General features: G+C 49.8%; 17 protein-coding genes. 6 read left to right on the top strand and 11 right to left on the bottom strand.

The window, feature by feature from the left end; genetic code table 11:
• Window positions 1-276 precede the first annotated feature (276 nt).
• Together DXA36_RS07605 and DXA36_RS07600 are read left to right on the top strand one after the other, a co-directional pair.
• Entirely contained in the window at window positions 277-1,734 is a 1,458-nt protein-coding gene (locus DXA36_RS07605; protein WP_118678128.1) for a nicotinate phosphoribosyltransferase, read from the top strand.
• A gap of 29 nt (window positions 1,735-1,763) precedes the next feature.
• The gene (locus DXA36_RS07600) at window positions 1,764-2,648 is read left to right on the top strand and encodes a DegV family protein (protein WP_118677943.1); all 885 of its coding nucleotides are present in this window, start codon (window positions 1,764-1,766) and stop codon (window positions 2,646-2,648) included.
• Between the two features lie 88 nt (window positions 2,649-2,736).
• Here DXA36_RS07600 and DXA36_RS07595 read toward each other — a convergent pair whose 3' ends face one another.
• From DXA36_RS07595 to bglB, 6 genes are all read right to left on the bottom strand, one after another.
• Window positions 2,737-3,360: a YczE/YyaS/YitT family protein gene (locus tag DXA36_RS07595; protein ID WP_118677941.1), complete on the bottom strand. Its 624-nt coding sequence runs from the start codon at window positions 3,358-3,360 to the stop codon at window positions 2,737-2,739.
• Window positions 3,361-3,367: 7 nt separating this feature from the next.
• Window positions 3,368-5,038 (bottom strand): hypothetical protein, encoded by a 1,671-nt coding sequence (locus tag DXA36_RS07590; protein WP_118677939.1) that lies wholly within the window; start codon window positions 5,036-5,038, stop codon window positions 3,368-3,370.
• A gap of 16 nt (window positions 5,039-5,054) precedes the next feature.
• On the bottom strand, window positions 5,055-6,695 hold the full coding sequence (locus DXA36_RS07585; RefSeq protein ID WP_118677937.1) for an extracellular solute-binding protein: 1,641 nt from the start codon (window positions 6,693-6,695) through the stop codon (window positions 5,055-5,057).
• A 78-nt stretch (window positions 6,696-6,773) separates the two neighbouring features.
• On the bottom strand, window positions 6,774-7,643 hold the full coding sequence (locus DXA36_RS07580; protein WP_118677935.1) for a carbohydrate ABC transporter permease: 870 nt from the start codon (window positions 7,641-7,643) through the stop codon (window positions 6,774-6,776).
• Window positions 7,643-8,584 (bottom strand): ABC transporter permease, encoded by a 942-nt coding sequence (locus DXA36_RS07575; RefSeq protein ID WP_118677933.1) that lies wholly within the window; start codon window positions 8,582-8,584, stop codon window positions 7,643-7,645. Before DXA36_RS07575 ends, DXA36_RS07580 begins: the two co-directional genes overlap by 1 nt.
• Window positions 8,581-9,714 carry a beta-galactosidase BglB gene (bglB, locus tag DXA36_RS07570; RefSeq protein WP_118677931.1) on the bottom strand — a complete coding sequence of 378 codons (1,134 nt, stop codon included), beginning with the start codon at window positions 9,712-9,714 and terminating at the stop codon, window positions 8,581-8,583. The genes DXA36_RS07575 and bglB overlap by 4 nt, the downstream gene beginning before the upstream one ends.
• Before the next feature lie 103 nt (window positions 9,715-9,817).
• On the opposite strand from bglB, the gene DXA36_RS07565 reads away from it, so the two are divergent.
• Window positions 9,818-10,774, top strand: a complete 957-nt coding sequence (locus tag DXA36_RS07565) for a helix-turn-helix transcriptional regulator (protein WP_243114588.1) — start codon at window positions 9,818-9,820, stop codon at window positions 10,772-10,774.
• 53 nt (window positions 10,775-10,827) lie between these two features.
• Here the strand turns inward: DXA36_RS07565 and DXA36_RS07560 are convergent, their stop codons facing one another.
• Window positions 10,828-12,453 carry a CehA/McbA family metallohydrolase gene (locus DXA36_RS07560; protein WP_118677928.1) on the bottom strand — a complete coding sequence of 542 codons (1,626 nt, stop codon included), beginning with the start codon at window positions 12,451-12,453 and terminating at the stop codon, window positions 10,828-10,830.
• A 14-nt stretch (window positions 12,454-12,467) separates the two neighbouring features.
• Entirely contained in the window at window positions 12,468-13,193 is a 726-nt protein-coding gene (locus tag DXA36_RS07555) for a lysoplasmalogenase family protein (protein ID WP_118677926.1), read from the bottom strand.
• 197 nt (window positions 13,194-13,390) lie between these two features.
• Here DXA36_RS07555 and DXA36_RS07550 point away from each other — a divergent pair, with 197 nt between their 5' ends.
• Window positions 13,391-14,146, top strand: a complete 756-nt coding sequence (locus DXA36_RS07550) for a hypothetical protein (protein ID WP_118677924.1) — start codon at window positions 13,391-13,393, stop codon at window positions 14,144-14,146.
• Here the strand turns inward: DXA36_RS07550 and DXA36_RS07545 are convergent.
• Window positions 14,055-14,882 (bottom strand): sugar phosphate isomerase/epimerase family protein, encoded by an 828-nt coding sequence (locus DXA36_RS07545; protein WP_118677922.1) that lies wholly within the window; start codon window positions 14,880-14,882, stop codon window positions 14,055-14,057. The two genes, DXA36_RS07550 and DXA36_RS07545, sit on opposite strands and share 92 nt — an antisense overlap.
• Window positions 14,883-14,966: 84 nt before the next feature.
• Complete coding sequence (locus DXA36_RS07540; RefSeq protein WP_118677920.1) at window positions 14,967-16,010, bottom strand: Gfo/Idh/MocA family protein; 1,044 nt, start codon at window positions 16,008-16,010, stop codon at window positions 14,967-14,969.
• 361 nt (window positions 16,011-16,371) lie between these two features.
• On the opposite strand from DXA36_RS07540, the gene DXA36_RS07535 reads away from it, so the two are divergent.
• Together DXA36_RS07535 and DXA36_RS07530 are read left to right on the top strand one after the other, a co-directional pair.
• Window positions 16,372-17,580 carry an ROK family transcriptional regulator gene (locus DXA36_RS07535; protein ID WP_118677918.1) on the top strand — a complete coding sequence of 403 codons (1,209 nt, stop codon included), beginning with the start codon at window positions 16,372-16,374 and terminating at the stop codon, window positions 17,578-17,580.
• 82 nt (window positions 17,581-17,662) lie between these two features.
• Window positions 17,663-18,748: a Gfo/Idh/MocA family protein gene (locus tag DXA36_RS07530; protein WP_118677916.1), complete on the top strand. Its 1,086-nt coding sequence runs from the start codon at window positions 17,663-17,665 to the stop codon at window positions 18,746-18,748.
• A gap of 132 nt (window positions 18,749-18,880) precedes the next feature.
• On the opposite strand, the gene spoVT is transcribed toward DXA36_RS07530, so the two are convergent.
• The gene (spoVT, locus tag DXA36_RS07525; protein ID WP_118677914.1) at window positions 18,881-19,426 is read right to left on the bottom strand and encodes a stage V sporulation protein T; all 546 of its coding nucleotides are present in this window, start codon (window positions 19,424-19,426) and stop codon (window positions 18,881-18,883) included.
• Between the last annotated feature and the right edge of the window lie 233 nt (window positions 19,427-19,659).

The raw sequence follows: 19,659 nt of genomic DNA, 5'->3' as shown, positions 1-19,659 counted from the left end.
AAAAGGAATGTTCACCAGCTCCTCCCGAATTACTTTAGTAATTTACCATGGAGATGAGACCGGTCAAGTGTGTCAGCCTCATCTGACACACTTGACGCCTTCGGGCTCATCGGAATGTCCGGCCTGATGGACTGGCGAATATCCTTTTCCATCCCGGAGACACCGTTCTGCCAGCGGGCGGAAGGCCATTTTGCTCCTGCGAAATTTGAGTTTGTAATTTCATGTAACTGTCCGGCTGTGCAAAGCCTGAATTATAAACAAAGCGGAGGAGAACCCATGAAAACGCGGAATCTTACCCTTATGACCGATCTCTACGAACTGACGATGATGCAGGGCTATTTTAAAAACATGGACCGTAATGAAACGGTTATATTTGACGCCTTTTACCGGAATAATCCGATGGAATCGGGCTATGCCATCAGCGCAGGGCTGCAGCAGGTGATTGAATATGTGGAAAACCTGCATTTTGACGAGGACGAGCTGACTTATCTGAAAAGCCTTGGCATCTTTGAGGACGCCTTCCTGGAATACCTGAAAAGCTTCCGTTTTTCAGGCAGCATTTATGCCATCCCGGAAGGGAGCGTCATGTTCCCCAGAGAACCCATGATCAAGGTTATCGCTCCCATTATGGAGGCCCAGCTGATTGAAACTGCCATTCTGAATATCATCAACCACCAGAGCCTGATCGCTACCAAGACCTCCCGGGTATGCTACGCCGCCCGCGGTGACGGAATCATGGAGTTCGGGCTGCGCCGCGCCCAGGGTCCGGACGCCGGCATATACGGCGCGAGAGCCGCTATGATCGGCGGCTGTATCGGTACCAGTAATGTGCTGGCCGGACAGCTGTTTGACGTACCGGTAAAAGGGACCCATGCACACAGCTGGATCATGAGCTTCCCCGATGAATATACGGCCTTCAAGGTTTATGCGGATATGTACCCCGGCGCATGCATCCTGCTTGTGGATACCTATGATACGTTAAAATCAGGCGTACCCAATGCCATCCGCGTCTTTACGGAAATGCGGGAGGCGGGTATCCCCCTCACCTTCTACGGTATCCGCCTGGACAGCGGCGACCTGGCATATCTTTCCAAGAAGGCCCGGAAAATGCTGGATGAGGCAGGTTTCCCGGATGCGGTCATTTCCGCTTCCAACGATCTGGACGAATATCTTATCGACAGCCTGAAGGTACAGGGCTGTAAGGTTACCTCCTGGGGTGTGGGCACCCATATGATCACCTCCAAAAACTGGCCTTCCTTCGGCGGTGTGTACAAGCTGGCCGCCATTATGGATGAGAGCGGAAATTTTGTACCAAAAATCAAGCTTTCCGAAAATTCGGAAAAGATCACCAATCCCGGCAACAAGGTGATCCACCGGATTTATGAAAAGGATTCCGGCAAAATAAAGGCCGATCTCATCGCCCTGTCCGACGAGGTATTCAGCGAGCACGATCCGCTGCTTCTCTTCGATCCGCTGGAACCCTGGAAAAAGACACTGCTGGAAGCCGGCACCTATACGATGCGCGAGCTTATGGTCCCCGTATTCCTGGATGGGAAATGTGTATACCGTTCTCCCAGTGTCATGGAAATCAGGGACTACTGCCAGAAAGAGCTGAATACCCTTTGGGATGAGACAAGACGTCTTGTCAATCCTCATCAGGTATATGTAGACCTTTCTTCCAAGCTGTATAACATCAAAATCCAGCTTCTGGATCAGATGGGCCAGGTACACTGACCGGAAACCGGAACCGACAAGGAGAATTTATGCTTAAAATAATTACCGATTCCGCTTCCGACCTGTCGGAAGAGCTAATCAACCGCTATCAGCTTCACGTCATCCCCACTCCGGTGGTTATAGACGAGGTGGATTATCTGGATGGAAAAACCATTCATACCAGGGAATTTTATGAAATACTTGACGATACGTCCAGGGATGTGAGAACCTATCACATAAACCCCGCCATGTTTGAAGAAGCCTTCACGCCCTACGCCAAAAACGGGGACAGTATCCTTTACCTCTGCTTTTCCACGGGGATCGCAGGAACCTTCAACGCTGCCAATATTGCCAGGAACAACGTGCTGGAAGAATACCCTTCTTTTGATCTGACCATCATCGATTCCCGCTGCGCCTCTGCAGGTTTCGGCCTTCTGGTGGTCAAGCTCCTCACAATGCTGGAACACGGGGCTTCCAAAGAAACGCTGATAGAAGCAGCCGAATTCTACCGCAGCCATATCCGCCACGTGTTTACGGTCAATACCCTTGCCTATCTCATTAAAGGCGGCAGGCTTTCCAAGTTTAAAGGAAACCTGGCCGAAGCGCTGGATATGAAACCGGTTCTCATCGTGGATGGGATCGGAAGCCTGCAGGTACTCAAAACCGTCCGCGGGCATAAAAAATCGCTGAAAAGCCTGGTTGAATATGCGGAAGAAAACGGAGCCGATCTGGAAAAACAGCTTATTTCCGTCTGCCACGGCGAAGACGAAGAAGCGCTGCATTTTGTTGTGGATATGATAAAGGACAAGCTGCATCCTGCCGGTATCATGGTGTCCGTAGTAGGCTGTGCCATCGGCGCCCATACCGGCAGAGGTATTATAGGCGTATGCTTCCTGGATGCCCCGGAGGATCCCTATCAGGAATATCTTTCATAAATATGCAACAAGAAAAGCCGCCTGCAGCCTGCAGACGGCTTTTCTTGTTACATATAAGTATGGCCTGTGAATCGTGCGTCCGTTGTTTCTATCCTTTTCCGTACAAAAACGGCCGCGCCGCATGCACACGAAAGAAGTCAATCAACGGTCCCATAAAGAACGCCGTGACCACCGTCCCCACCCCCACTACCGAGCCCAGGGCAAATCCCACAATTACGCAGATTAAATCCGTAGTAATCCGCAGATAGCGGAATTTGCCGAGCTTTCGTTCCGTGAGGATCAGGGATACAGCGTCATAGGTGGATACTCCCAGATCCGCCGTAAAGTACATAGCCGATGCAAAGCACAGAATTACCAGCCCTGCTGCAAGCAATGCGATCCGAACCGGCATGGACGGGCTGTCACCGATGATACCCGCAACCACATCATCGGAGAACTGTACCACATATCCTAACAGGAAAATATTTACAAACGTGGATATCCCGATATGATGTTTGTTCAGGAAAAAAATCAGCAGAAGCATCAACAGATTGATTATCATGTACAGCGTGCCGAAATCCATAAACGTCAATTTGTTGCTGATCCCGTTTACAAACACCTGAAAAGGATCCGTGCCGAACCGGGCATTCCGGAACAACCCCACCGCCATCCCGCTGACTGTCACACCTATAAATGCCATCAATATTCTTTTTCTGATTCTGTTATCCTTCATAACGCCCTCACCGCTCTTCCAGCAGTTTTTCCTCCAGATCCCTGCGGTTGCGGATCCGGATAGTATGGTCGAAGTCCGTATAATCCGTAAAATATACCGTAGCGGCTCCCGGGGTTTTCGTTTCACTGTCCTCCTTGCCTTCCGTGAAACGATGCTCCCCGAAGCCCGGCCCGATCAGCAGGCTGTCCTTTTCATTGTACGCCTCCAGCTCCCGATCTTTTATGACCAGCACCTCGCTGCCGTTCACAGGAAGCATCACATGCTCGCTTGCCATGTATGCAATGCCGGAAAAGGCCAGTTCCACTCTCCAGGGCGCTCCCTGCACACCGTTTGTCACCACCCGTATGTCAATGCCGCATTCCGCAGGAGCCACATACACATCTATTTCCATATCAGGCCCCAGCTTTTTCCTGCGGCTGCTCTGATCCATCTTCCACCAGTCGCTTGTCTCCGGTTTTTCCTCAAAAGGAAGATAATACCACCCCCTCATGGTCTGATGGAGATGGGCTGTGCCGTCCGGCAGGATTTCCATCGTTTCCGCCTTAAACGCCCGGTGTTCGCAGAAGCTTCCCGCCACCTTCATCTCCAGTTTGCTTGTCCCGTTATGGAAATAAAGGAAATTGGATTTCTCCCGCATTACCGTATAGCTGTAATTTCCCTTCCTGGCCCGCAGGATACCGGAATCTTCATAAAACCGGGTAAAATCCGGCTGCTCATAGCGCCCCACATATTCGAAGCGGCGATATTCCGGATGCAGCATCAGATGAATCAGACATTCCGGAGAGAAAATCCTTTTTTCTTCAATTATATCGAAAATAGTGTTGCACATCCCCAGGAATTCCGGAATTTCATATTTTATGCCCATAGCCAGATACTCTATATAATAACTCAGGGGATATACCAGCCGGTCTTTATCAAAACGGGTGGAATTGGCTGTGAAAATACTCCCGTCCGGTTCCCAGTAGGTGAGCATCATATACAGGTTTCGGATGGTATGCTGTTCATACTGGGCATCTCCCCTTGCTTCGGAAAGCATCAGCATGGCATCGTTATTTACACTATTATAATTTCCGGCAGATTTCTCTGCAAATTCTCCGTCGGCATTACAGTCAATCCCTTCTATCAGGTAACTATCGGCGGAGTCCGCCAGCTTTTTATCCCCGAAAAGCACACCACATTTCGCCAGTGAGGAAGCAATGGCCCAACGATGGTTGGGGGTATGGAAACCTCCTTCCAGCAGGCCGTACGCACCGTCATGCACAATTTCCCCTATCCGTTTCAGGAAGCTTTCTTCCTCTCCTGTGCGCTCCTGCTTTTTCTGCAGATACTCATACAGCGGGATAAAAAAGCCGATACAGAAAGCGGTATCCGGTGCGGATAAAAAATTACAGGTGACATAATCAAAAAGGCCGTTTTCATGCTGTACACTGCGGATATATGCCAACCCCAGTTCCGCCCGCCAAGCCAGCAGCGGATTGCGGTAATAACGGCTGTCCGGATTACAGTACAACGTAATCATGGGTTCCACGCAGATAATTGTATACTTTGCCTGAACCATCCGATTCGTGTCATAAAATCCTCCGTAACAGGGGCTTTTTTCATCCATTTCCTGCGCCCGCAGACGGCTGGCCACCCGTTCCTCGGTGTCCTTCAATATTTTTTTATAATGTTTTTCCATTGTTATACCCCGCCCATCAGTTCAGGCTGTCAAAGTATTCCGCCCTTCCGTCCAATATCTTCTGAAGCCCTGCATTTACCAATTCATTATAGCCGGACTCCCAGGTTGCGTCAAACTGATCTGCAGGAGCAACGATACATCTGTACACAAATTCAATCATACGGGTCTTTACATCCGCACCATAGGTCTGTTCATCCTCTGTAATATAGGAGAATACCGGGAAACGGAACTTTCCTGCCTCCTTCACTTTCTGGAAATTCTGATACCATTCAAGGCTTGCCCATTGGGTAGCCTGGTTGTTAAAGGAGGTCTGGGCCAGCACCTCGGGATCATTGGCCCACTCGAAATTCAGGTTCATGAGACACAGATCATCACAGGTTCCGGGATAGCCTTTTTCATTCTTTTCCGCTTCGGCCGGTTCTACTGCCACACCCAGATCATCTATTTTGTGTTCCGGCGTATAACGGATATTAAGAGCCACCTCCGGATCGGCCATCCAGTTCAGATACTTCATACAGGCCGCCACCTTCTCCTCACTTGCGCTGGAAGGAATCATTACAAACATGGCATAACGATATTCATAAGGCTCTCTGTAGCTTCCATCCGGCAGGTCAAAGCACTGGACGGGTACGAAGGTTTCATGTCCCACCGCATTATTCAATATCTCAAAGCTTGCATGGGGGTGATAAGGATCATCCAGCACGAAGCCCACACTGCCGTTGGAAATAGCTGCCATAAATACATCTTCTGCCGTATCGGTTGGGAAATCTTTGGTAATCAGGCCGTCATTATACCATTGGTTCAGCTGCTTCAGGCCTTCCTCGGCACCGGGAGCCACCGACATATACCATTCATTATAAATGTAAGCTGTACGGTCATCCGGCAGATCCACATAGGAACCCAGGAAATTCAGATACATTTTCTCGGTATCGTTCCGTCCGCTCATAGCCCAGGGAATCGTGGTATCGCCGCCCAGATTATTTTCCTTTGCTGCTGTCAGGTATTCGCCAAGCTCCTCTTTCGTAGCGGGCATTTCCATGCCAAGCTCGTCCAGCCAGTCTTGTCTGATGTATGCCATGTGGCGGGGTTCTTCCGTACCCCTCTGCTTCATCACAGCGTATTTCGCATCGCCCACCATACTGATATCCTGGGCTTCGCCGCAGAAATTCTGGATATTGGAGCCATACTGCTTATAAGCATCCGTCAGTTCATGGAGCGCACCGCTGCTGGCATAGCTGTAAAACAAGGTCTGGTCATAGGTAAATACGATATCCGGCGCCGTTCCGCCGGACATCATGATATTAAGTTTGTCGTCAGACTCCGAACGGGGAACCGAAACATATTCCACATTGATATTATACAGTTCCTTTACCTGCTCCTGAATCCACTTCGTCAGCGTATTATTCTCCGTTGTGGTTCCGGGGGCCGCATTTCCCCTGTCCCATGCCATCACACGGATCGTTACCTCTTCCCCTTTTTCTGCTGTCTCCGATCCGGCTGAAGCCGTGGCCTGTGCGGCGGTGCCGGCCGTCTGTGCACTTCCTCCGTCTGTCGTGCCGGCTGCTGTGTCTTTTCCGCCGCATCCCGCCGCTGCCAAAGTCATGGCAGAAGCAAGGGCAATTGCCAGTGTCTTTTTCAAGATACCTTTTCTCTTCATAACTGTTCCTCCATTTTTTTATTCATCTATAAATTACATTATCCGGGTTTTTCCGGATATGTTTTTACGTAGCTGCGCTCAACCTTTAACAGCGCCAATCATTATCCCTTTTGTAAAGAATTTCTGTACAAACGGATATACTACCAGCATCGGAAGCATGGAAATCACAATACTTGCTGCTTTGATGTTCTCCGCTATCAGATTGGTGGTAAGCCCCTCCTCCACAGAGACATTCACTGCCTCCACAAACTGCTTCAGCACCATTTGTACGGTGTATAACGATGAGGTGTTAATATAGTACAATACATCACTGATACCGTTCCACCGGCCCACCGCGTAGAACAGTCCCAGGGTCGCCATGGTAGGATACACCAGCGGAAGCGCCACTCTGGTCAGCGTGGTAAACTGACCGCAGCCGTCTATCTTGGCCGCGTCGTAGATTGCGGAGTCTATCCCGCGGAATGCATTGCACATAATAATCATGTTGTAAGCGCTCAGCGCCCCGGGGATAATCAAAGCCCATACCGTATCAATCATGTGGAAGCTTCTTACATTCAAATATTCGGGGATTATTCCGGGGTTCAGATACATGGTCAGCACGAACAGGGTCATAATGATGCCGCCGCCTCTCAAGCCTTTCTTGGAAAGCGGATAGGCCGCCAATACGGTCATCAGCAGGTTCACTGCCGTGGAACCCAGCATCAGCAAGATGGAATAGCCGAAGGCACGCACGAAGCTTCCGCTCTGTAATGCCCGGGTATAGGCCTCCGTGTTGAAGCCCACTGGGAATATGAATACTCTGCCTGCTGTAATCGCATCCTTGGAACTGAAGGATACCGAGATTACGCGCAGGATAGGAACCATGGCTATTACCGTTACCAGAATAAAGAATGCCGTCCAAAAAAACTGGAATAATTTTTCGGTTCTGCTGTTTACTCCGCTGTTCATTATACAATACCCTCCTGTCCCATCTTTTTTATCACCCAATTGGCTGACAGTACCAGCACCACTCCTACCACGGTCTGGAAAAGCCCCACTGCAGTAGCAAAGTCAAAACGTCCTGCCGCCAGGCCGATGGAGTATACATAAGTGCTGATTACATTAGAAGCATCCCGCACCATGGTATTTCCCATAAGGTAAGGCCTGTCAAAGCTGATAGTCACCAGCTTGCCAATCTGCATAATCAAAAGGACGGTAATGGTGGAAGAAATCTGCGGCAGCGTCACATGCCAGATACGCTGCAGGCGGGTGGCGCCGTCTATGTAAGCTGCCTCCCCCAGGGAAGCGTCCGTGGCCATCAGGGCCGCCAGATATACGATAAGGGAATAACCTGCCCCCTGCCACACGCCGGAAAACCAGTATACAAACCGCCATACCCCTGTTTCGCTCAAAAAGGGAATACTCGATCCGCCCAATGCGTTTACGATATTATTTATCATGCCGGTATTGGCAAACAGCTGGGTGGCGATACCCGAAATAATAACCCAGGACAGGAAATTCGGCAGATACAGAAGTGTCTGTGTCACCTTACGCACCCTTGCGCTGCGCAGCTCGTTCAGGAAAATTGCCAGGAATATCGGGATAGGAAAGCCGAGAACCAAATCCCCCATATTCAATACCAGTGTGTTTTTCAAAGCAACCCAGAAATCCCCGGATGTAAAGGCTTCCTTAAAATGTGTCAGACCTATCCACGGACTGTCCCAGATACCCTGGAAGATATTGAATTTCTTAAAGGCTACAACTACACCAAGCATGGGTTTGTACTTGAATAGAATCATGTAGATGACCGGCACCAGCAGCATGGCATATAACTGCCAGTTATTTCTCAGGTAAAGTTTTCCGTTTGTTTTTTTCCTGCCCGCCCGGAACGGTGTATTTTTCCCTCTCATATGTCCTCCTGTTTTGATGTATACAGTAACTGTTCACTCCCTTTGTGTCCCCTCTTCCATTCAACAAGGAACAAAATAGCCAGCGCCTGTCCATAGGGCATGGGCTTGAGCGGTATTTCTTTGTAAAAGTCCCTGCTCTCCCTCCCCATGGGGGTACCGTAGGATACCTGTCCCAGAACCCCGTCCTCCGATATCAGGGACAGAATCGGATTCAGCGCCCGGTCTGCCGCTGCCAGCCACTTTTCCTCCAGAAGGCCGCTGTGTACTCCCCGCAGGATTCCATACGCAAAACCGCATGTGGCGCTGGCTTCCTCGTAGGATTCCGGGTCATCCAGCAGCGTATGCCACATACCGCTGTCCGCCTGACACCTCGACAGGGCTTCCACCTGACTGCAGAGGGTTTCCTTTAAAATACGCTCCACAGGCTCAGGACAGGATATCATGCTGAGCAGCTCCGGAATCGCAATGGTACTCCAGCAGTTCCCTCTTCCCCAGAAAGCCCCTGCAAAATGATTCCTTTCCAGAAAAGTCCAGCCATGGTACCAGAAGCCGCTTATCGGATCCTGCAGATATTTCATATGAAGCAGAAACTGATACTGGGCCTCGTTACGGTAATCCTCCCGATCCAATATCCTTCCCATATTGGCAAGGAAAAGCACGGTCATCACCAATGTGTCATCCCAAAGCTCCTGCTCGTTGACATCATCAGAAGTCATATGCTGTATCCCGCCTTCCATGGTGCGGGGCATTCCGTTCATAATCCATTCCGCCGCTTCCCGGCAGGGCTTCATATAATTCTCATCCTTCAGGTATTCCGCCAGATAAGACATAGTCAGGAAAGGAGCCGCCGTATTCACATTGCACTGCGGAAAGCCTACCTGCAGCTGCCTGTCATAATAACGGGTAAGCATTTCCAGATATTTTTTTTCCCCTGAGGCCGCAAACAGTTTCCAGATACCGTAAAGCCCTACGCCCTGGGTCCATTCCCAATGCGCATATTTACGCAGCTCCTCTTCCGATAACTTCTTCTTCCTGCGCATATTTTCCATAAATACGTCATCATCTTCATATAAGATTCCCGTAAAGGCATTAATCAGCTTTTGAAGCTTTTTATCTATTTCCTGTAACATTCCTTTATCTCCCCGCCTGTAACTATATTTTCTTCCTATTCCTTGCTTTTTGGCATTTGATCCACTATAATATAATTGTGAAAAAATAGGCTGTTTGCAGTAAATGGGGAAAGAAGGTATCCTATCCATGCCTCAGACAATAGAATATAAGGAAAAACATTTTATTATTGTCAACGATATTAAAAATTCTTTATTTTATTTTTTTGATTTTGATATCCGTTCCACAGAAAAAAACATGGAATTCGAGCATCTTCATTCCTATTATGAAATTCATATCCTGCTAAGCCCTATGGCCACACATTTTATTGAAGGCATTCCCTACCGCATCCGGACCAATGATTTCGTGCTGCTGGAACCATCCCGCCTGCATAAGTCCTTTTATCCCAGTGAGACGCCCTCCAAAAGGCTGGTAATCACCTTTATGTACCGTGATGATGGCTACGGTTTCAAGGAGACCTATGAAAAGCTCCTGACACCATTTCATGAACATGTACCCATCTTCCGTTTCCCTGAAGCCCAGCAGAAGGAATTGGTACGGATTCTGAACGAAATCGTGGCGCTGTCCCATCAGGCCGGCACCCAGGAAATGACCGGCGCTTATGAACTCATGATACACAGCCTGTTCACCCAGTTTCTGTATTACCTGAAGGATTTCCATGACTTTAACATCTATGAGACAGAGAATCCGCAGGACCGGCTGTCTGAGCGGATTTATACCGTAGCCAATTATATCCATACCCATTACATGGACGACCTGACTCTGGAAGAGCTGGCGAAAAATATCTACATGGATCCTTTTTACCTGTCCCACCAGTTCAGGGAGGTTACCGGCTATACGGTCACCCAATATATCCATCTGGTCCGGATCCGTAATTGCCAGTTCCTGCTGCTGAATACGGAAGATAAGATTTCAGATATCTCCGCCGCCTGCGGATTTACCAGTTTTTCTCAATTTAACCGCGTCTTCCATAAATTCTGCAATGAATCTCCTTCCGAATATCGGAAAAGTCAGTCAACCAACCGGCTTCTTTCGGAACGGCCGAAGTCCTTACGGCACTAATCGTATCATTCATTGTTTTAAGTATAGTAAATTCAAATAGCATAGTCTATGTATTAATTGTCTTTTACAGAGCAAAAACATTGCATATTTTGCGTTGGATTAGTAATAGCCATATTGGTAAAGTCGGAAGCTGCTACAAAAAAGAGCCACTTGCATTCCCTGCTTTCCGCATTCCAGGGAAGAATCATACTGTAATCATAATATCCTTTACCCCGGGTTTCCTCCCGTTGCGTAAGAACTATTTTTCTCTCATACCCGCCGCTGCCGTAAATAGATAACTGCTCCAGGGGCAGATTTCCCAGAATTGTCAGTTCTATCCCTTCCTTCCGGGGGGTCGCGTACAATATCGGGCCGTTGGTCAGGAAGCTTTGGCCATTGCGCAGTGCATCCAGCACTTTTTCTGAATCCGGCCGCCCCTCCAGCTTTACATAGGTCCGCACACCGCCGCTTGTAAGATTGGACTCCGCCCATTTCTCCAGGCGTGGCAGCAGACGGGTATGCAGCAGATCCAGGCAGCCCAGTTGTGCTCCATAGCTTTCTTCCAGCCGTCTCCGTATTTCTTTCTGCTCTTTCAGTACGCTGTCAATCCACATCAGCTCCCCAAACAATTCATGATAATCATTCGCGCGTATATTGTGGGTATCGCTCCCCGTGACCGCCGGAATATACCTGCCCTGTTCCAGCAGTTCCCGCCACAGCTGCGCCGCGTCGGCATTAACGGTGCCGTAATACATAGGATGGGATCCATTCCATATTTCCATAGTCTGAAATATGTCCAGCATATCATAAAAGGCTGGGTTGAATGAGGTGGAAACACTGTAATCCCGGGGATGATTCAACTGAGGAATGCCTCCTTCCCCACGGATTTGCGAAGCAATCCGCCTGAACTCCGAACGCAGGGCCTCCTCTGTACGTTCCTCCCCGGGTACATGGTAGATGACATCTTTCTCCACGCCGAGAGACAATACATGACCGTTGGAAGTGGATATCTCCTTGGACACAACCGGCAGGAAATCTTCTTTTTCCTGTGCCCTCCATGCGTCGTGATTCAAGGTATTATGGTGATCGCTGAGAGCGCCGAAGGCCAATCCCATGGCCCGCATGGAACAGCTCACCTCCTCCGGCGTCTCGCATACATCATCGTCCCCGCCGTAAACCGGGCTGCTGTAAATACTGTGATGATGTAAGTCTCCCGCATAATACCCTTTTTCCCCCAGATTCACAAAGCTCTCTAACGAATAGCTTTTCCGTATGCCTGTCTCCGTTATCCTAAGTTCCTCTGTAATGATGATATATTCACTGCCTTTGGAGATTTCCGCCATATACCTGCCTGTGGGAAGGCTCTTCTGCAGGATTCCGTCTTCACCGGTCATTTCCCGTATCATATCAATCCGGCCGTTGACCTTATGGAAGGTCCCTGCGGATTCCCCTGCCCGGAGAGGGAACAGCTTCACCTGGGCAGGTGTGGGCAGTCCCTTCTCATCCGCAACCGTTACATGAAGGGTTCCTATGCGCCTCTCCTGCATCGCTTTCCCGGGATATAGAATCCCCCGCTCTTCCAAAAGGTTCCGTGCCTGCCGGATCATTCTCCACAGCTGCTTTGCATCGCAGCCGGGCTTTTCTCCCTGTGCTTTCAGAATACTGATTCCAATGGACAAAAATTTCTCTGGTTTTGACATGTATTTTTCCTCACTTAAATAAAGTACATAGCTGCTGCAATAAAATATACCGCCGAATAATACAGCGTAAGAAGCACCGCACTCAAAACACGGGACTGCGTTTCATGCAGAATCCGGAACCCCAGGATATTGTCTGAAATATAAAAACAGATCCCGCCTGCCGCCATAAACATTCCTGCCATACCGCCCATTTCCCGGGCCACAGCCAGGGCCATCGCAGTCATAAAGGATAAAAGAGCGCCGTATCCCACCATATAAACGGCCTGTCTACCGAAATGGTACAGAAACCTCCCGTGAAGCAAAAGCATAAAAGCAAGCAGCAGCACAAAAAGGAGGACTGTTGTGATCCTTACCGGCACCAGATGAATATAAGCCGCCAGGAAACAAACATGCCCCATTCCAAAAGCTGCCACCCCCGCCAGGAAAACCAGCTCCAGCAGTACATCCGCGGCCATACAGAAAAAGGTGCCCGCAAATATCCAAAGGGCAACGCCGCGTAGCTGTCCTTCTGCACCTGATACATAGAATAATGCCGCCAGAACAGGCATAAAGGTTGCCAGTGCTTTAAAAACAAGTCCCCCTTTCCCCTTTTTCTCCTTATTCCGGAAGTAATATTGTCCAAACACAGCCGTAAGCACCGCCGCAGTCAGGAGTATTATATTTTTCTGGAGAACCACAGGCAGCTCCCTCTCTTTCCGGGCGGTACTTCCCTTTCCAAACCGCCTCCATTTTCCCATCATAACTCATGTCACCCAAGATTTCCAGCGCAGACTGTTCGAACGTTACTGTTCATAGTTGCTTCCCGGCTGCATTTGCTATTGAATCCATGCCCATTCCCTGCTATCATTGGTTCATACAGACAAAAACTGCTGTACCCGTTTCTGTCCACATGGCATTGCGATGCCTGTAATCACGGTCACATCACGATAGGAGTATCATGACAAAAAAACGAATATATGTATGTCTGTCAGTTCTTCTTTTTATGGCCTTCCTTATCTGTCTGCTGACCTTACGGATCTATGGCAGCTTATCCGTAAAAGGCGGACAGGCTGCCATAGCGCCGGACTCTGTTTTCTTTTCCCAGAAAAATCCGCTTTGGGCCGGTGATACCCTGGGGAATTCTTCTTTCACCATGGAATCCTCCGGCTGTCTGACGGCCTGCCTGGCGGCGGCATTGCGCATGCAGGATATTGCCGTTCCCGGCCTGGCCCCCGTAGATCCCGGCAGTTTGAACGCCATGCTTTCCCGGGAACAGGTCTATGATGAGGAAGGGAATATCCGGTGGGAGACTCTGCAATCGGCGCTGCAGGTATCCATAGAACGGGTGAACGGCGTATCCGCCATGAAAGGAACCGATCTGGCGGCACTGATATCCGAAGGAATTTACCCCATCGTCCGTGTCCGCATGAACGGGCTGGGCAGTTTTCATTATGTTCTTCTGATCCAATGCCGGGACGGACGTTTCTGGTGTATGGATCCCCTCAGTCCTGACGAAAAACCGGTTCCTCTGTCGGATTTCGGAAACCGTATTTATGCTATACGCTATTTTAATAACCGTTCAGACAAGTCTGAACGGTTACCTTTTTGTACCTCTTCTGCTATTAATCCGCAGCTATCAGATCCTCCAGCATTTTCTTCGCCATCCGGATATCCTTTTTCTGCTCTTCTCCGGAGATTTCCCTCTCAATGGTGATGTCCCCCTCATAGCCGATCTCCTTCAGCTTTCTGATAAACGCAGGATAATCTACCTTTCCCTGTCCCAGAGGCTTCTCTTCGCCCAGTTCATGGCCGTCCGTGGGGTAACATCCGTCCTTGCCGTGTATCCCCATCACATATTCCCCGAATACATCCAGGGAATCCACCGGATTCCCTTTTCCGTACATCAACAGGTTGGCGGGATCCAGATTCACCCCTACATTATCCATTCCTATATCCTGAATGGCGCGCTTTAAGGCCACCGGTGTTTCCTGTCCGGTTTCAAAAAGGAAATTCTGCCCGTTTTCCCTGCACTTTGCCGCAAGCTCCTTCAGGCACGCTATCACCCCATGATAGTTGGGATCATACGGATTTTCGGGCATAAAACCTACATGAGTCACCAGATTTCCCACTCCGATCCAACGGGCGAAAGCAGAGCCTTCCATCAGCATGGCCAGCCGCTGGAAACGGAACGCCGCAGGGACCAGGCCCAAAGTCTCCTGCCCTTCATAAAAATTCCAGGCTTTCGGTCCTTCCCAGCCGCACCAGAAAGCAGTGATTTCGATCTTCTTCTCACAGACCGCTTCTCTCACCATAACCGCGGTTTCTTCCGTAAGAAGGCTCCTGTCCCAGCACACAAGCTGGCAGCTTTCCACGCCCATCTCCCGTAATTCGCCGAATTTCTCCTTCAAGTCCGTATCCGCATGCAGATTTACCAAAATACCTACTCTCATCTTATACCTCCTGTGATACTTCCTTATTTCCCACTCTGAAAGGCGCTTTCCGCCTTTCCTCTCCTGTCCGCACTTTTGCGCATCTCAAGTATGCCGGCTCTCTGCCAGGCCCTCCAGATACTTCTTTCCCGCTTCCAGCTCCTTCAGACCCAGAAGCACCGATTTCACACCTTCCTCCAAAGGCGCTCTCACAATTTCCCTCTCCTGCGCCAGACACTCGTAAAAATACTTGATCTCCGTATAATAAGGCCCTAAATCCGATATATTAATGCCCGCGGACTCATCATGCATATTCCATTCCCCCGTAAGCTCCGGAACGGATATCCGTTCTCCCTTATGATAAACCTGCAGAGACGGCGTATCATTTCCCCTGTAAAGGATCGTGGCATCCTCAAAACACGCCCGGAAGGAAGATTCAAAGGGAAGTGCCGTACATACATCCCAGATTCCCTCTGCTGTTGCGAAAACGCTGCCAAACTGATAAGAGGTAACCACCTGGTTTATCATCCCGCTTGGGAAAGCCGTCGCTTTTACCGTAAAAGAATCCGGTTCACCCAGCATATATCGCAAGAAATCCAGATCATGGATATGCAGATCAAGCACGACACTGCCGCTTTTTTTCTCCTCATGGAACCAGTCCTCGTATCCCCATTTCGTATCACCGCTGATACGCTGCATCACAATAGATTTCAGTTCACCAAAGGTTTTCTTCTCATAAGCCTCTTTCAAATACCGGTATTCTTCAAAAGAACGGACTACCTGGCCCACCATCACCTTCACACCCGTTTTTTTCTGCACCTCCAGAAGCCTTTTACAATCTTCCCCCGTCAGACAAACAGGCTTTTCCACAAATACATGCATGCCTTTCTCCATCGCCGCCACAGCCATCTCGGCATGAAGATAACTGGGCAGACAGATATGTACCGCATCCAGCTCCTCCTCCCTTACCAGATCCATTCCCGTCGTATACTTCCTGGCCGACCGCCACTGCTTCGATGCCCTCTCCAGAAATTCCTCCCTGCAGTCAGCCAGTGCCGCCACTTCCACATCCATCTTACCTGAAAGCGCCTTTAAAGACAGATTATGGGTCGTGCCCATACCTCCGCAACCAATTACTCCGACCTTCATAAAGTATCCCCTTTCCCAACCTATGTTTTAACGGTTCAGTCCCTTCACAGTTCCTGCCATAATCCATCCTGAATCGCCTTTAGCGATGACTTTTGGCACTCTGTGATTCTTTAATTTGTCCTATCATATTACAAATTCACAATACCATCTGCCCTTCTCCTTGTCAATCCCCCTTTTCCCCATACCGTAACAGTCCAGCCTTCGTCCGTACTGTTACGGCCTGTTTTCTCACAGTCTGCGCAGAAAATGCACAGCCATGCCTGAACTGTCACCACGGGTCATTCCATCTTGCAGTTTCCCGCCACTCATGATACAATTCTTATTAGTAATTCCATATTACAATTAAACCAAAGAGGCATTTATGAAATTAGTAAACCAACAGCTGATCAAAAATACAAACCTGAAGCAGCTCTACAATTCCGTTTTCGAAAACAGGGGGATTTCCCGGGCTGCGCTGGCCAAACAGACAGGTCTGAGCCGTACTGCGGTTTCCGCGCTGATTGACGAACTGTCCGAAAGAGGTTTTCTATATGATTCCGGTATGGGGGACAGTTCCGGTGTAGGCAGAAAGCCGAACTGCCTGGAACTTTGTGCAGGGAATTATTATGTGGCGGTATTCGGCTGGGAGGAAACCTCGGTTCATGCCTTCCTTATTGATATCTGCGGCACTACGGCTATGCAGGAGCGGCTGGAAAAGGCTTCTTCCGATTCTTATGCCCGGCTTTGCCGCAGCTTTCTCACCGGACAGATCCTGGAACGGATCCGGCCGGAGCAGATTCTGGGGCTGTGCTTTGTCCTGCCGGCCATGATCGATCCGGAAAAAGAAGAGGTGTTCTCCACCACCTTTCCCTTAGACAACGATCAGGGGGAAGCCGGGGTCCTTCCCTTTCTGCGCTCGCTTTTTTCCGATTATGCCGTAGCTGTCCTGAACGATACGGCCTGCTGCGCCTACGCGGAAAAAATCTATACCGGCATCCGGGAAAAGGATTATGCATTCATCCAGTTCAGCAGAGGGATCGGCGCTTCTCTTTTTATCCAGGATAAGCTTCTGGGACAGGCCTGTGCCTCATATACCCAGTTCGGCCATTTCAGCATTTCGCCGGAAGGCCCGCCCTGCCCCTGCGGCAACCGCGGATGTCTGGAGGTGGTACTGAGTGAGGCCACCCTCCGGAACCGTCTGCTGGAGAAGGGCACCACTTCGTCCCTGCTCTCCCGGGACGCTGTCCGCTATGAGGATCTGGGCAGGGCCTCCCTGTACACAGACACGGCAGCCGTACTGGTTATTAAAGATTTAGCCGGGGAATTGGCCCTGGCCTTGTCCAACCTCATCTGCCTGGTACATCCCCGGCTGATTGTCCTCGGCGGGAAATCCGTTTCCTTAGGTCCTGTATTTCTGGAGGAAATACGCCGCTGCCTGGGTGAAACCGGTTTTTCACGCATGACGGGAAGCGTAAAACTGCGCTACAGCCAGCTGGATTCCTACGCCTGCTATAACGGCGCCATGAAATATTTTTTCGACACCCATTATCAGTTTACCGCCACCATGAATGGCTCTTTTTTTATCGGCTGACCCGATATATCCTGATTAGGCCCGACCGGCTGTCAGGTGCTTTCACTCAAACTATATTGTAGTAGAAAAGAGGAATATATGTATGAAAAAGCTGAGAACCGCCCTCATCGGCTGCGGAAGGATATCCGCCAGCTATGCCTTTGCCTTTCCCCGGCTTACGGATATTTCAGAATTCGTCTGTGCCATTGATATCGAAGAGGACAGGGCAAAGGCTTTCGCCGCCCCCCTTGGCGCCGCCTACGGCACCTGTCTGGAGGATTTACTTGATAAGGATATTGATGCGGTGCATCTGTGTCTCCCGCACTACCTCCATGCGCCCATGGCTATCCGTGCTATGGAAGCGGGCATGCATGTCCTTACGGAAAAGCCGGTTGCCGTCACCCTGCAGGATGCGGACAAGATGAAAGCCGCCTCGGAAAAAACCGGGAAAAAGCTAGGCGTTATTTTTCAAACCCGTTATGAAGCAAGCGTACAGCAGCTGCGCAACATGATCCGGGACGGCGCTTTCGGCCGCATCATAAGCGCCCGCTCCATTCTCACCTGGTCACGCCCCTATTCCTATTACGAAGGCTGTGACTGGAAGGGTACCTGGGACAAGGAAGGGGGCGGTGTGCTCATCGATCAGGCCATCCACAGCATCGACCGGATCCGTTATATGCTGGGAAGCGATGTGGAATGGATCGAGGGCAGCATACATAACCATTACCACGACCGTATCCATGTGGAGGATACCGCAGAGGCCGCCATCTGTTTTAAGAACGGCTGTCTTTACAGCTTGTATGCCACGAATTCCTATGCTGCCGACGCTCCCATTTTCCTGGAGTTCCAGGGGGAAAAGGGCCGCTGCGGCCTGAAGCAGGATGTCGGCTTCTATGAGCTGGACGGCACTTACGAAGAAATACAGCCGGTGCCCGCGCCGGGAAATAAGGACATCCCTGATTATTGGGGCATGGGCCACTATGCACAGCTTCGGGATTTCTATCTTTCCCTATGTAATAATACTCCGGTTTCCATCGATGTGACCGAGGGCAGAAAAACATTGGAAATCGTAAAGGGCATTTATTATTCTTCCCTCTGCGGCAGACGGATTACCCTTCCTTTTGAGGATACCGGTTATACCGATCTGAATGTGGCGTCCGTTCCTTCGCTGTCCTCTTCTGCCCTCTGATGCTTTATCCGGACATGAAAACAGCCGCAGGATCTACCCTCCGGGATTACCGTCCGCTCTCTGTCTGCCGCTTCTTGTTCAGGCAGGGAGGGATAATAAACCCGTAGGGTAGATTCTGCGGCCTTCTTTTTCTTATTGTTCCATTTGTCTGCCCAGAAAGCCGGCCGCGGACAGGATGAGCTTCTGCTCCACTTCCCCCATCTTCCCCTTGGGGTCATTGTTCAGAAGAAGCACCGCTCCAATCACATCCCCTTCACAGATAATAGGGCTGACAGCCTCATTCACATATTCCGGCTCGCCTTCTTCCGCCACCTGGATAAAACTCCTCTCGTTCTTTCCCGCAAGAATACTTTCTCTGTTCTCAATCGCTTCTTCCAAAGCCTTGCTGATGGATTTTCCCAAAAGCGCCTTACAGCCTCCTGCTGCTGCAATAAACTGATCCCGGTCTGCAATCAGTGTCATCTGCCCTGAAACCTGTGCAAGGCTTTCCGCGTACTGCTTTGCAAATGTACTCATTTCCCCGATAGGAGAATATTTTTTCAGAATAATTTCTCCTTCCCTGTCGGTAAAAATTTCAAGGGGATCACTCTCCCGGATACGCAGTGTCCTCCTGATTTCCTTGGGGATTACAATCCTCCCCAGGTCATCTATTCTTCTCACAATTCCTGTTGCCTTCATGTTTCCTCCTTCTAAAAGGCCGACCGGCCCGGGCCGCACAGCCTCTTCTTTCCGTTTTTAACATTTATTTCTTTTCGGGTTGGTAAATGTAGTATTTGTAAAATTGAGGAAAATATGCAACCAATCTTTCCGGAAACTACGTTGGACAAATCTGTAGTCCTCTTTTATAATAAATGTAAGAACCCGGGAGCCGCAGCCGCTGCAGGGAATGCGGTTTTCCGGTTAAAGGAATA

It is taken from the genome of Eisenbergiella sp. OF01-20 (assembly GCF_003478085.1).
Taxonomy (GTDB): Bacteria; Bacillota; Clostridia; order Lachnospirales; family Lachnospiraceae; genus Eisenbergiella.
The sequence above is the reverse complement of the archived record's forward strand: the minus strand, read 5'-3'. Positions and strand labels throughout refer to the sequence as shown.

Bases quoted from the DNA above. Each gene is read 5' to 3' on its own strand.
- DXA36_RS07590 (WP_118677939.1), bottom strand. From the start codon at position 5,038: ATGGAAAAACATTATAAAAAAATATTGAAGGACACCGAGGAACGGGTG.
- DXA36_RS07545 (WP_118677922.1), bottom strand. From the start codon at position 14,882: ATGAGAGTAGGTATTTTGGTAAATCTGCATGCGGATACGGACTTGAAG.
- DXA36_RS07600 (WP_118677943.1), top strand. From the start codon at position 1,764: ATGCTTAAAATAATTACCGATTCCGCTTCCGACCTGTCGGAAGAGCTA.
- bglB (WP_118677931.1), bottom strand. From the start codon at position 9,714: ATGTTACAGGAAATAGATAAAAAGCTTCAAAAGCTGATTAATGCCTTT.
- DXA36_RS07550 (WP_118677924.1), top strand. From the start codon at position 13,391: ATGACAAAAAAACGAATATATGTATGTCTGTCAGTTCTTCTTTTTATG.
- DXA36_RS07580 (WP_118677935.1), bottom strand. From the start codon at position 7,643: ATGAACAGCGGAGTAAACAGCAGAACCGAAAAATTATTCCAGTTTTTT.
- DXA36_RS07565 (WP_243114588.1), top strand. From the start codon at position 9,818: ATGGGGAAAGAAGGTATCCTATCCATGCCTCAGACAATAGAATATAAG.
- DXA36_RS07555 (WP_118677926.1), bottom strand. From the start codon at position 13,193: ATGATGGGAAAATGGAGGCGGTTTGGAAAGGGAAGTACCGCCCGGAAA.
- DXA36_RS07605 (WP_118678128.1), top strand. From the start codon at position 277: ATGAAAACGCGGAATCTTACCCTTATGACCGATCTCTACGAACTGACG.
- DXA36_RS07585 (WP_118677937.1), bottom strand. From the start codon at position 6,695: ATGAAGAGAAAAGGTATCTTGAAAAAGACACTGGCAATTGCCCTTGCT.
- DXA36_RS07575 (WP_118677933.1), bottom strand. From the start codon at position 8,584: ATGAGAGGGAAAAATACACCGTTCCGGGCGGGCAGGAAAAAAACAAAC.
- DXA36_RS07530 (WP_118677916.1), top strand. From the start codon at position 17,663: ATGAAAAAGCTGAGAACCGCCCTCATCGGCTGCGGAAGGATATCCGCC.
- DXA36_RS07560 (WP_118677928.1), bottom strand. From the start codon at position 12,453: ATGTCAAAACCAGAGAAATTTTTGTCCATTGGAATCAGTATTCTGAAA.
- DXA36_RS07540 (WP_118677920.1), bottom strand. From the start codon at position 16,010: ATGAAGGTCGGAGTAATTGGTTGCGGAGGTATGGGCACGACCCATAAT.
- DXA36_RS07595 (WP_118677941.1), bottom strand. From the start codon at position 3,360: ATGAAGGATAACAGAATCAGAAAAAGAATATTGATGGCATTTATAGGT.
- DXA36_RS07535 (WP_118677918.1), top strand. From the start codon at position 16,372: ATGAAATTAGTAAACCAACAGCTGATCAAAAATACAAACCTGAAGCAG.
- spoVT (WP_118677914.1), bottom strand. From the start codon at position 19,426: ATGAAGGCAACAGGAATTGTGAGAAGAATAGATGACCTGGGGAGGATT.